At 45.0% G+C, this 12,220-nt stretch carries 17 protein-coding genes; all 17 read right to left on the minus strand.

Annotation, left to right across the window (positions count from 1 at the left end; all coding sequences use genetic code 11):
• Nucleotide 1 precedes the first annotated feature (1 nt).
• The 17 genes from B0185_RS02485 to B0185_RS02560 all read right to left on the minus strand — a co-directional run bounded on the left by B0185_RS02485 (nt 2) and on the right by B0185_RS02560 (nt 12,212).
• Nucleotides 2–217, minus strand: a complete 216-nt coding sequence (locus B0185_RS02485; RefSeq protein ID WP_005705469.1) for a hypothetical protein — start codon at nt 215–217, stop codon at nt 2–4.
• A 297-nt stretch (nt 218–514) separates the two neighbouring features.
• Entirely contained in the window at nt 515–2,116 is a 1,602-nt protein-coding gene (locus tag B0185_RS02490; protein WP_005705518.1) for a hypothetical protein, read from the minus strand.
• A 1-nt stretch (nt 2,117) separates the two neighbouring features.
• Nucleotides 2,118–2,738: a baseplate complex protein gene (locus tag B0185_RS02495; RefSeq protein ID WP_005705491.1), complete on the minus strand. Its 621-nt coding sequence runs from the start codon at nt 2,736–2,738 to the stop codon at nt 2,118–2,120.
• On the minus strand, nt 2,719–3,447 hold the full coding sequence (locus B0185_RS02500) for a hypothetical protein (RefSeq protein ID WP_147286455.1): 729 nt from the start codon (nt 3,445–3,447) through the stop codon (nt 2,719–2,721). The genes B0185_RS02495 and B0185_RS02500 overlap by 20 nt, the downstream gene beginning before the upstream one ends.
• A 31-nt stretch (nt 3,448–3,478) precedes the next feature.
• Nucleotides 3,479–4,327, minus strand: coding sequence for a hypothetical protein (locus B0185_RS02505; protein WP_005705566.1), 849 nt, complete (start codon nt 4,325–4,327; stop codon nt 3,479–3,481).
• Nucleotides 4,328–4,332: 5 nt separating this feature from the next.
• On the minus strand, nt 4,333–4,641 hold the full coding sequence (locus tag B0185_RS02510; protein WP_005705446.1) for a hypothetical protein: 309 nt from the start codon (nt 4,639–4,641) through the stop codon (nt 4,333–4,335).
• The gene (locus tag B0185_RS02515) at nt 4,601–4,948 is read right to left on the minus strand and encodes a hypothetical protein (protein ID WP_005705537.1); all 348 of its coding nucleotides are present in this window, start codon (nt 4,946–4,948) and stop codon (nt 4,601–4,603) included. The genes B0185_RS02510 and B0185_RS02515 overlap by 41 nt, the downstream gene beginning before the upstream one ends.
• 8 nt (nt 4,949–4,956) lie before the next feature.
• Nucleotides 4,957–5,325, minus strand: coding sequence for a hypothetical protein (locus B0185_RS02520; protein WP_005705573.1), 369 nt, complete (start codon nt 5,323–5,325; stop codon nt 4,957–4,959).
• Between the two features lie 2 nt (nt 5,326–5,327).
• Nucleotides 5,328–6,617, minus strand: coding sequence for a phage tail-collar fiber domain-containing protein (locus B0185_RS02525; RefSeq protein ID WP_005705568.1), 1,290 nt, complete (start codon nt 6,615–6,617; stop codon nt 5,328–5,330).
• A gap of 8 nt (nt 6,618–6,625) precedes the next feature.
• Entirely contained in the window at nt 6,626–7,150 is a 525-nt protein-coding gene (locus B0185_RS02530) for a hypothetical protein (RefSeq protein ID WP_005705474.1), read from the minus strand.
• Nucleotides 7,151–7,154: 4 nt separating this feature from the next.
• The gene (locus B0185_RS02535) at nt 7,155–8,324 is read right to left on the minus strand and encodes a baseplate J/gp47 family protein (protein WP_005705520.1); all 1,170 of its coding nucleotides are present in this window, start codon (nt 8,322–8,324) and stop codon (nt 7,155–7,157) included.
• A 42-nt stretch (nt 8,325–8,366) separates the two neighbouring features.
• Nucleotides 8,367–8,711 (minus strand): DUF2590 family protein, encoded by a 345-nt coding sequence (locus B0185_RS02540; RefSeq protein ID WP_005706335.1) that lies wholly within the window; start codon nt 8,709–8,711, stop codon nt 8,367–8,369.
• Nucleotides 8,712–8,714: 3 nt separating this feature from the next.
• Nucleotides 8,715–10,772: a phage tail tape measure protein gene (locus tag B0185_RS02545; RefSeq protein WP_005706268.1), complete on the minus strand. Its 2,058-nt coding sequence runs from the start codon at nt 10,770–10,772 to the stop codon at nt 8,715–8,717.
• Nucleotides 10,773–10,831: 59 nt separating this feature from the next.
• Nucleotides 10,832–10,966 (minus strand): DUF6890 family protein, encoded by a 135-nt coding sequence (locus B0185_RS10415; RefSeq protein ID WP_005706260.1) that lies wholly within the window; start codon nt 10,964–10,966, stop codon nt 10,832–10,834.
• Nucleotides 10,967–11,016: 50 nt separating this feature from the next.
• On the minus strand, nt 11,017–11,331 hold the full coding sequence (locus B0185_RS02550) for a putative phage tail assembly chaperone (protein ID WP_005706323.1): 315 nt from the start codon (nt 11,329–11,331) through the stop codon (nt 11,017–11,019).
• 98 nt (nt 11,332–11,429) lie between these two features.
• On the minus strand, nt 11,430–11,744 hold the full coding sequence (locus tag B0185_RS02555) for a phage holin family protein (protein ID WP_005706344.1): 315 nt from the start codon (nt 11,742–11,744) through the stop codon (nt 11,430–11,432).
• Between the two features lie 3 nt (nt 11,745–11,747).
• Nucleotides 11,748–12,212, minus strand: a complete 465-nt coding sequence (locus B0185_RS02560) for a lysozyme (RefSeq protein WP_005706328.1) — start codon at nt 12,210–12,212, stop codon at nt 11,748–11,750.
• Nucleotides 12,213–12,220: the final 8 nt, after the last annotated feature.

Here is a 12,220-nt window from a genome sequence, read left to right on the forward strand (position 1 = left end):
TTTATTGATTATTCTTGTAGAAATCCATCAAGGCTTTTAACGCTTTAGGTTTAGACAATCCCATCTGTTCGCATAATGCTTTGAATTCTTCAACCTCTTCTGCATCAGCTAACATTGAGATCTGTTTCTTGCCCCCTTCCTCTTTTTGCTTTCTTCGCCATTCTGCAGCCGTTTTGGCTCTTAATTGTTTGCTATGCTCTGTATTTGAATTTGACATCTTTTTACCTTTGTTTTATATTTGGGAACACCTAGCGAGATGCGAACTCGCTAGGCTTTTGTTTACTCTAGTAAGCGTATTGACTTACTAAAAGCAGAACAACGAGAATGATGATTTGATACGCTTTCATCTTTCTGTTCCCTTTTATGATTGCCCCGTAGCTGAACAAGTCGGGGCTTTCTTGTTTCTAGCACCTTGCTAGATGGTTGCTATTATATCATATGATATAAATGAAACAAGCAATTTTTACAAAAAAACCGTAAATATTTTCGTATTTACGGTTTTGTTTTGTCGCACCTATGCCACAATTGGCGACAACCTCGCCTTTGCATTATTTGCCCGTTGGGCTTGACTTCGTGCCTGTCCTTGTTGGTCTGGAGGAGGCGAACCCCTGTGCGTATGGCTTGCCAGTGTTTGTCCCATATCTGCTACAATCTGCAATAATTCTTCTAGAATAGCCCAACCGTTCACACCCTCTGAGCCCGTCCACACGGTCTGCCCTTTCTGCTCTAACTTCCCTTTAGCGATAAGTGAGGCAACACCTTGCACACGTTGAGTAAAATCCCCGCCTGTGCCTTGCACCGTATTGCCTGCCGTCACGCATTCGCTATCACCTAACACGTGCGTGGTTTTCTTCCCGCCTACCGTAGTTTTGGCGTTGCCTTCTACAGTTTTGACCGCTTGCCCAATCTCTTTCTGCTCGCTGTCGGTTTTAATTGTGCGGTGGTAAGATTTCTCGCTAATCGTCTGATCGGTCTCTTTGTGCATATTCCCTGCGCTATCAGTGCGTTCAAATACCTCGGGGCGTTGCTGTCTGAGCATTTCGCCTTGTTGCACATTCGGCAAGGTTTTGCCCTGTGGGTAGAAATTTCGCACAATCGGCTGATCGGGTCTGCCGTTTACAAAGCCAAGTTCTACCACCGTGCCGACTTCTGGAAAGGCGAAATCCCCACCCTGTGAAGCGGTAGAGGTCACGGGCAAAGGCACCGCCGAATAAATGGGCACGCTGCCCGCCTCGTTGCCGTCTTCGTCTAACAGTTGCACATCAACCGCATATTTTGGACGGAATGGGTCGGATACATCACCCGCTTGGGAGGGGTCGGCAATTCCGATCACTTTTGCCATTTTCGGCAAGTGATAACCACCTGCCAATTCTGGGAATTCCCGCTCCATTGCTCTGCGTTCTGGGCTTTTCTGTTTTGGCTTGCCCGCTTGGTTTAAGTCTTGCCATTCCAGCAAATAATTTTCACCCTCTAGCGTGATTTTATGCACCCGTTTGCCATTGATTACCGTACCCGGGCGAATTTCTGCATCAATCGCAATCTGCACCGCAGTAGCACTCTGCCCGAGGGTTTCACGGTGGTCTAGCTCAATTTCAAACTCTGCCCATTGTGAATCTTGCCAACTGCCCACAAATACGCCCCCGTCGTTATCCTGTTGCCAAACATAATCGGGAATATTGAACAACCGCCCTAAATTATTCAACATCTGATAGCCGTTGCCCGAATGGGTGAAATTCGGGATCGGGGTCGTTGAGTAAGGTTTATCAGGGTAACGGAAATTCAGCCCGCTACGACGGCTTAATTCAGTACAAACATCAGCCAGCGTGCAATGGCGTGCAGAATAGTAAAAATCTCGCTCAAAAATTGCTACCCGTTCACGAACGAATAACCGCTTGTAGCCATTTTGTGCCGTATGCTCATTTTCCACAAATCCTGTGAACCAGGTGTAATAGTCCTCTTCTGTGCCTAATTCAAATTCGACTAATTTCCCTACGCAAGGGGCTGTCGTTTCCACGGTAATAAAGCCCCGCCCGCTGTTGGAAAGCTCCAGCACTAACCGCTCATCAACAAAATGCACGGGGTTGCCGTCTAAAATCACATTTTTAAGAATCCGCATCTTATTGACCTACTACGCCTGTTTTCTCTAACCAAATATCAAAGCCTGAACGTGTTGCCCCTGTGTCTTGCGTAACGCCAGCATTGCTACTTGTGCCCGCATTTCCACCGCTTGCACCTGCCCCCGTGCTTTTCGCCTTGCTATCTACTTGCTTTTTCGTTTTCGGCTTCGCCTGACGGTTTGCGGTTTTCTCGGCTACAGAGTTAACCTCTTTCAAACTAAACGACACACGCCAGCCCATCACATCTTGCTCTTGTGCGGAAACTTCGCCATCAAACACCCCTTCACGCATATTCACCGCCTGTGCGGTAATATTGCTGATGCGGTATTTTACCTGTCCGCCCTTACCCTCGGCTTCGGCAAGTTTAAACAAGGTTTTCAGCCAATCTGCATTACGGTAAGGAATCACCCCCGTCACCGAAAGCGTTTTGCTTTTCACACCTTTTTCGGCTTTTTTAGTCGTGGATTTCTGCCCGCTCATATCCTCGTTTTCACGGTTTACGCTGACATTCGCCCGAAACTCCCGTAAGTAAATCGGCTGACCGTTTAATGCCAACTGAATGGCTGGCAAGTTGTCTTTCTCATTCTGTTTTCTGATTTCGCTACCTGTTGTTATGCTCATCTGTTGCCCTCAAAAGTTGTTGTAGCCCACTCAAATTTTCCCCCACGAAAAACATTAAAAAACTGTAAACATTCTCAGCCGTGGGGATATTCTGTTGTAAATTCTGTGCAATCACATCTAACTGCCCTTGTGCTTGAAATGCCCATATCTCAAGCGGTCGCATTTCGCTGACCTTTTGCAAAAAGTCGGCATTGGCTTGTTCACGGGCTTTTTTCACCGCTTGTAATTGGGTAATCAGGGCGAACGGATCAAGCACATCGGTGTGAAGACTGTCCATCATTCGCCCAAGTGTCTGTTCCATCATTCGCCCAATTGTGGGGGTTAAATCGCTCACAGCACCGAATGCGGGCGAGCTAACTACGGGCATTTTCACCATTTTCGTGGTCTGCAGGTTTTCATAGGCTTTGGCATAGCTTAACGCCTGCTTCACTTCGCTATAATCCAGAATATGGGCAAGCTGTGCCAATTGCTCAATGAAAATCTCCGCCGTGGTTGTGGTCACCAACACGCCCACCACTTGCACCGTCTCTTTAGGGCGAAAAGGGTCGGCATAATCGCCAAATTTTGCCGCAATCACCTTCGCCGCATTTTCGGGGGAAAGGTATTTCCCCGATGCCTCTTGTTTGCCGTGTGTCCAGTTATGCACGGCGATTTTAGTGCCAGATAACAAAAAAGAGGCGTTACCGCCTCTTGTGTTTGTTGTCGGCAATTGTAAATTACATCTTTGCCACATATTCATTCTACAAATTGAAAGTAAACGCTTTATATTCCCCATTATTAATGGCAATGCCGATTTCCATTTTCTTCGGTGTGCCCCCTATGTTTTCAGCAACCTTTTCAAGATCTAACACGCCAGGGGCTTGTGTTTCATCACCATTTACCCAAATTCTGCGATTTGGTTCTGCAGGGTAGCTTGAGTCAATGAATTCGTGTTCTTCATTTTCATCAGTTTTCATAAGTCTCAACTGCATAGCTTCATAATCACTATTAATTAGTCTAGAAATGCTTCGACCATTTTCCAATTCCCCCGAAATCATGAAATCACGCAAAATATTGCCTTCTCTTGTGAAGGTTACATCGGTAATTTTAACGATTTTTTTCCAATCTACGATTCTTGTGTTCTTATAAGCTTTTGCTTGAATAGGCTGATAATTCCATAATTCGACTTTAACCGCACTTGATTCATACCCACTGAATGTTAAGATGCCTTCTTCAGAAACCGTTTTCCCGTCTTTAGTCTTCCAACCAGCATAAGCTTTGCCCACATCAACAGAGGCTTCCACCTGGTTGCCGTCCTGTATAATATCACCCTGCTCAAATTTCACTTTGTCTTTCTCACGAACTTCACCCGTGCCGATCATCACATCAAAGCAAACAACAGACTTATCGCCCATCACAGGGATTTCAGTATTGACACCATCCACCCACCAAACGCCATCTTTAATCTGTGCGGTTTGATTCGTTTCCGTGGTCGGCTTATTGGATAATTGCCCTATAACCTCTGTTAATGATTTAATCGCTTTTGTGCTTTCAACGGTTTTCTCCGCTAACAATGTTAATGCTTCAACATTTGTCATCTTCTTTGTCATACTTATTACTCCTCATTTAATTTAGCCATCACGGCTGCAAGGTCATTACCGCTTGTTGTGCCTAAGAAATCTTTGATTTCTTGATCGGTTGCTTTAAGCGTGGTAATGCCGCCTTCGTTGGCTTGCACACGTTGCTCAAGTGCTGTGTGGTTGGCTTCTGCTTGCGTTAATCGGCTGCCTAAAGCGGTAATTTTTTCGCCCAATTCGGTAATGTTATTGCCCACTTTTAATTTTAACGCTTTGATTTCAGCAACCACGATTTCAAAGGCTTTTTTAATGTTGGTCGCTTGTGCGTTCTCTGTCGGTTGTGTCATTTTGTGCTCCTTCTTCAACACGGAATAATTGCGTAATATACGCTGGCAAGTCTGCCAATTGAGGCGGCTCAAGGCTCATCAGCCATTCTGATTCTGTGCCTGTAAAGCCTGCTTTCACAGCTAACTGATAAGCACTCAAGCCATCCGCACCCGTTAAGCCCTGATTGCCTTTTAACTGCACTCTGAACTTATTACGTTCTGGGCATTTCCCGACATTTTTCGGGATCGGTTGTTCACAGTCGCAATGATGCTCGCTACTCGTGCCGTTGGTTGCCGTGAAGCTAGGGCGTGAATATAGTTTTTCCATCTTTCCTCCTAATTCTGCCCGTAAGCCTGGGTAATATCGTTCTCAAGGCTAAACACACCTTGAGCAATCGTTTTAATTTTGCCGTTGGGGTCGGTTAGCTGTAAGTCAAACGCTAATTTCTCCCAATCTGCTTTCTCGGTGTAATGATGCGGTATATGGATGAAGATTCTGCCTTTTGCCGTGGTTATCTCGCCTGTTTTGCTTGAAAGATGCCAAACAAGCTCGTCTGTTATAACATCGTAACAATCTGCATCAATACGGTAGCCGTTAAAATCCGCATATTTTCCCCGCTCATCAATCACTTCAATGATTGCCGTTTCGTCATCGCCTTGATAGAGTGAGATGTTGAGTTGTGGTAGTTGGTTGGTTGTTGTCATCTTTAAATCCTCACTAAACAAACATACACATATTTCTGGGCTCGCTGATAATCTGAGGAAGGTAAATTTTCATTGAAACGTTCGAAATTATAGCCAGATAGCTCCAGGTTAAATACTTTGTTTGCTTCAATGATTTGCTTATTTCCTTCTCCACCCAACAAAAATCGTCTTCTATATGGTTTTGCAGGAATATTAATTCTGAAGTCAAACGTGCTGGTATCTACATAGTCTTCTTCACTTCTTGAGCTTTTGCTTTTATTAACGGTTAACTTTCCTTCATACCATTCAAATATTGATGTTGTTTCAGTTCTCATACTCTGTATGCCTTGCGTAAATTGTGCTGAAATATCTGTTTTTATACTCTCTACCTTTCTTACCGCTTGTTCTACTTTTTCAGAAAGTGCCTTCCCCTGTCTTGCCGTTAACGCCTCATCTGTCGCATTTGAAGTTAAACTATCATTCAACTTTACTACGCCCGCTATGCTGGTGCTTGCTTTGTCAATTTCGTGCGTGTGTCCATTCTGATCTGTCACGTTGCTCGTGCTTGCCGTAATTTTCTTTGGCGTGGTTTTGCTTAGTGCATTTGCGGCAGTATTTTGTGCTGTCGTGGTGCGACCGCTTAAGCTATCAATTAAGCCTTTCAGCGTGTCATAGAGTCGTTTACCTACGCTCGCAGTCAGTGCTTTGCTGTTGTCGTGGGTTGTCCAGTCATCGACCAATTGCACCACGCCTGATTGCGTGGTGCTTGCCTTGTCAATCTCGTGCGTGTGCCCTGAGCTATCTGCGGTATTGGTTGTCGTTGCGGTAATTTTTTTCGGCTTCATCTGTAAAAACTTATCCGTAAAATCAAATTGCCACGCTTTCGCCTGTGTTTGAATGTTGGTAAGCGTTTTCGCATTGTTAACCTGCAGAATAATATTGCGAGTTAAGGCGTTGCCCTGCTCTTCCGCTTTGGTGCGAGTTTTGACAATATCACCTGTATAAATTGCCACACCTAGCACGTTTTTAGCCGAATTGACTAGCCCCACAAAGTTAAAAGTGAAATCGCCAATTTCTGAGCCAAGTGTTACGCTATACACCACTTGATCGTCTGCGATGTAGCCCGTTTGTTGAATGTTTGCCGTGTGTTTAATCTGATCAACGGTTGGCATATTGTTAATATTTGCCAACGTGGCATCATTTAAGCCGCTAATGTGGGCAAAAATAATCTTGTCAAAAGTCACGGTTTCATTGCGTGCCACCGATTGGGCAACGTAACTTTTTAATGCGTTGGTTGCTCTTGTGCTTGCCATTTGTTCCTCTAAACTTTCGCTGTGTTGTAGTAATAAATATGTTGAATTGAACCGCTTGCGACTTCAAAATCCACACCAGACACAAGCACATATTCGTAACGTCTGCAGGTTCTGCCATACTTGCGTACAATGGAGGTGAGTAGTGCTGAATTGCCCGAAACTTGCTCATCCGTTAATTTAAGCCGTATCACATCCCAATTCACTTCGTCAAATCGCTCAATCAGTTCAACCTGTCCGATTCCTAGTCGCTCAAAAATTTTCTTAAAGCCTGCGACACTGCCCGCATCTTCGGCGTTAATGTAGGCGTAATGCACCCGCTTACGGAATAAGTCCAACGGTTCGTCTTTAAAGCGTTCAATATCACGCTGATAAGCGATGAGATGCACCAGCCATTCAGGAGCGGTCAATACATCAAATATCTGTAGCGGGAATTTCACCAAGTTCAACCCCACCGCCCACCATTTTTCGAAGAGGCTTTTGACTTTGCTCACTTCCTTGTTGTTAAACCAAAAAGGTAATTTAATCTCAATCATCGTTTTACTCTGCCAGTGTTAAATTTAGCGTGCCAATGGTTGGAATATTCAAGGCGTTCACAATATCGCCTTGTTCCCACACAATAGATTTAATTTCGGGGAATTGCTCGTGAATTTCCTCGCCTAACTTCGAAAATGAAAAGCGTTGATAAGGGTGCGTTTTCGTAACTGGATAAGTCGCATTTTCACGGAAAGCACAACGGATCATCTGCTCTACTTCTTTTTTAATTTCCGCCTTGCGTAACTGGCTGATCCCATCCGCTGAGCGGAAATACAATGCCACCCCAATGTTATGCACCACTTCTGGCATTTTGAACGCCCGAATATCATCGCCATGCCCGTGATAACCTTGCTCATTTAAATAACGATTGACTAAATCAATAAACGGCTGACTGTTTACGCCTTTGTCGAGCAGTAAATAAATATTTGCCGTGCCAGGCCCACGGGGTGCATCGTGTAAGATGTAAATGCGGTCAATGCTGATGCCTGCAATTTCAGCCACGAGCGACTTATACACGCTGTCAATGTGGTGCTTGCCGACACTGGAGAATTTCGCTCGGTAGCGATTTCGCAACTCTTCGTCACTTTCCCGATCGGCACCTGCCACGCTTAACCAATCTTCTTCGTTTCTTGCCTCTTTAATCCCTGAAATCGCTTCAGGTAAAATGCAGTAATAGCCGTTGGCAAGGTTGTAACCTGCCCCCGCCTCTTCTGCGGTAACAGGGACTTTGCCGCTCAATTTTCCCCGTTCAATGGCTGTGTCTTTATCCACAATCAAACGATAGACTTTGTTATTAATCCGCTCAGTTTGCACAATCGTGCCTTGTTTCACGGTGACAACCATATTGGCATCTGCTTTAGTAAAAGTCACAAATCCTTGCGTTTTGCTTGCCTCTTTAAAATCAAGCCCCACGCTCCACGCCTGAATTTGTAGCCATTTCCCTTTTGCCGTTTTCACAAATAAATTGGGTAACACTTCATCAATTAAATAATCGGTAAGCCATTTCACAGGCTTCACCGCAACCGCCGTGACCAATCGCCAAAACGGTGAGTAGGGCGACGTGTTGGTAATAAAATTTTCTTTTGCGGTTAGGTTTTCAAATTCTTGTTTAATGCCCGTTTCTGTGGTGGGGATTCGGCTCTCTTCAAGAAGTTGTTTAAAATTTTCGCTCATAATTCATCTGCTTATTTCTGCGGGCGGGGATAAACCCCGCCCCTACGTAATGTTTAAAGCAATTTGCACCTTGCCCCATTCCACCGTGTCCGCACTAATACGCAAGCGGTCGATTTTTTCTTCAACAATATCAATCGACCCCGCAACTAATCGCTCATCTTCTTCAAGCAGCAACATCATCTGCAGATAAATATCGTTGCGTAAAATGCGGGAACGTGCCCCGATCAAATCGGTAACCAAGCCACTTTCTAGCAAACAGTGCTTCATATCCTGCGCAATGCTGTCTTGATTGTTGCAACGCATCGCCATACCTGCCACATCAAGGCTTAAATCCTCGTCGGTGACCAGTAAATCCCAATACAACGGGCTGGGTTTTAATTCATCCATTTTCTACGCTCCAAGTTGTGCCCGTTCTTGAGCGTTCACATAATTATTTGCCTGAGTGCCTGCGTCTGCACCATGAATATTGATATGGTTAACAATATGGGCGGTTTTATTTTGGGTAATCTGACCCGCGACCCCTTTTCCGCTTTTCGGTTGCGTTAAGGCTTTGGCGTTTGTACCTTCCACTTTCAACGCACTATTTGCAACACCGACGGCAGAATTTGCCACGCCTGTGGCTGTGCTCTCCGCATGCTGAAAGGCAATCGGAATATCAAAGGTCGGCAGATTTACCCCTGGGATATTATTCAACCACCCCACAAGGGTATTCACTCCCTTTTTAAAGGCTAACCAAATTTTACCGAAGGCGTCCGTGATGATTTTGATAATGCCTTGCCCAATCTCAACAAATCCCAACAAAATATTGCCATTCGTAAATGCAGCGGCTGCGTTATCCCAAATTTCCGCAATGCCGAAAAAGGCACCAGAAAACACATCCAGTACTAAACTGGCAAGCTGGATCACAAATTCCAAGCCGTGAATTAAAATATTTAAGCCACCGGCAATAAATAACCCCACCGCCTCGCCTAAATCGCTCCATACAGCCGATGTTGATTTTATTCCAGTAAAACGGCTGATAATGCCACCAATCACACCAAACAGGGTCGAAAAGGCTTGTTTCAATGGTTCAAAAGAAACGCCAATCGCATTAAAACCAGCCATAAACCCGCTGACAAATTTCTCAATCTGAGCACGGAACAAGTAAATGAATCCCATCACCGCACCAATTTTTAACGCTAAAATGGCGACGGGAACGGCTAACGCCCCGAAAATCACAATCCCTACTTTCACTAACGCAAACAAGCCTGTGAGCAGGGTAACCGCTGAAGCCAATGCAGCCACGGCAGCAACGCCCCCTAACACCAGCCCGATTAACCGTGATATGTACTTATTCGCTGTAAACCAATCCACTAAATACGACCCCACATCAGCGATTTTTTGCAAAAAAGGATCAAGCACTTTAAGCAACTGATCACCGATGGCAATCTTTATCCCTTTTACGACTTCTTGCAGCCGTTTGAAGACATCAATATTGGCTGTTGCTCCTTCAAGCACTTCGCCTAGTCCATTTTGTGCAGCTAATTCTTTTTCAGATTTGCGTAATTCGTCCGTTTTCCCAATGAGCGTCGTCACTAATCCTATTGCTTCTGTTGTGCCAAAAGCCTTTCCAATGAGGTAGCCTTCTTTATCATCAATTAGATCGCCAAATTTACCTTTGATTTTGTCCAAAATATCGGGCAAAGAAAGCAAGCGGTTGTTGCTGTCTGTAAATTGCAGTCCTAATTTTCTACCAGCTTTACCAGCGTTCATGATGAACGCTCGATATTTTGTCGCCGCTACACCTGCATCCATTTCATTATGTAATAAGCCTAAAGTGGCAAATTGTTCTGATATTTTAAATCCAGCCTCTACAGCGGTATTACCCAACGTTTTAAAGGATTGTGCAATTTTCGCCCCGTCGGATTTGAATTTGTTTGCTGTGTAAGCGGTTTGAGCCATTAAGGTTTTTGCCCAGCTGATTTTATCCGCTTCTTTAGAGGCACCCAGTACAGAATACATCGTGCCCAAATAGTCGGTCATAATCTTGCCGCTGGTTTGCGTTGCCTTACCTGTAACGGCGGAAATCTCCGTAAAGCTCACGAGCTCTTCCGCACTTAAGCCATCAATAGCAGATTTAATATCGTAGCTTGCGTCAACAAATTCGGCGGCACTCTCGCCCCACTGGGTAGAGAAAGATAACGCCCGTTTTTGCAGTAATTCCAAGCCCTCGGCACTTTCGCCCAAGCCTTTAATCTTGCCTAGCTCGTTATTCATCTCTATGGCAGGTTGCAAGCCACTCATCACGCTTGCACCAATGCCGTAAAGCCCTGCAGCCCCAAGGGCAATACGTCCAATGGCTTTCTGACCCTGACCACCCAAGCGGTCCATTTCACGGGAAATTTTGCTAATTTCGGGGGTAAGTTGGTCTCGGAGGCTGACGATATATTCAAGTTGACGGCTTGCCATTGCTGAATGCGTCCTCAAAGTGCGAGCGTTTGCAGAATGCGGGGGCTTATCCCTTGCCTTTAACCTTTAAAGGCAGTTGCGATGCCGTTATTGACTGCCACGGCAAGGCATTCAAAATGATTTTTGTGTAACCAGATAGCACGGGCAAGGCTCTTTTCACTGTTATCTGCGTGCGGTAAATAGTGTTCCCGCAACGCATAGGCTTGCTCTAACGTGTTTTCTTCAATCGCCTTTACCCGTGCATTTAGTTTTTTACGGTTACTTCAAATTGAGGGATAAATTTTTCACGGATTACAGGAATAATCGCATCCAGAAAGCCCGGCACGTTGACGACCTCAAGCAAGTTTTCACGATCTTCTTCTGCCACAATATCCAGTAAGTATTGTTTCAAGCCTACCGCTGATTCGCCTTTGCCTACCATCGTTTGCAATTCAGCATAGGCTTCATCATTGCGGTTGAAGGTGAAGGGCACGCCCTGCACGGTTAACGTGATTTGATTAGCAATCGCAATGCCCATACGTTCTAAAATGCTTTGTGCTATGCTTTGTGATTTTGTCATGTGTTTTTCCTTTGTGTTGGTTGATATTTGGGGAGGGGGTAAACCCCTCCCCTACGATTTTTGTTATTTGGCGTGAATTTATCCCCGCCCGTCATGAATTACTTCATGTTTTCCGTGATTTTTAAAATAAATTTGGTAAAACCTCTTAAGGCGATCACGCCCAAGAAGCCAGATAACGATGCCCCAAAGGCGATCATATACATGGAGAAATCTTGCTCTAACATGTAAAAGGTGGAAACCACGCCCGCAAATCCGCCGATAAAGCCTGAAATGCCTGCGTTAATCCAGTTCACCACATTGTTTTTCTCTTGTGCGTCTGTAACGTATTTTGTTACGCCACCCGTTACCGAAAGCAAAATCATCAACAGCCAAAACCATAAACTTGGCTGATTTTTTGGATCGCTAAACGGCATGGCTTACGCCTCCACGCCTAAGAATAAAAGGCGCTCAATTGCACGACGTTTCACTAAACCAGGTAACACTTGCCCGCCTGCTTTGTTCCAACGTGGGAACTGGTCGGCAACGGCATTCACGCTTAACTGGTCTTTGTTGTCCATTAAGTAAAGTTTTTTCGCCATCGTGGACTTCTGGAAGGCTCGCAAGCCTACGTTAAAGCTAAAAATCACAAGGGCATCAAATTGATTTTGTGTTACCTTCGTGCCCAATTCTCGCAAGGTTTGCGAAATGCCTTGTTCAAATTTAGCGACATCTTCTTGTAAAAATGCGTCCGCCTGGGCTTGGGTAATGTTCATCCCTGCTTTCACGTTGTGCGTGTGCCCGTAGCCAATCGTCCACACTTTCGCACTATCTTGATAAGCGGTTAATTTGCAACCTTCTAAACGTTTTAATAATTCAAACGCCTTTCCTGATAATTTATACATATATCTCC

The organism is Haemophilus parahaemolyticus, from assembly GCF_002015035.1.
GTDB lineage: Bacteria > Pseudomonadota > Gammaproteobacteria > Enterobacterales > Pasteurellaceae > Haemophilus_A > Haemophilus_A parahaemolyticus.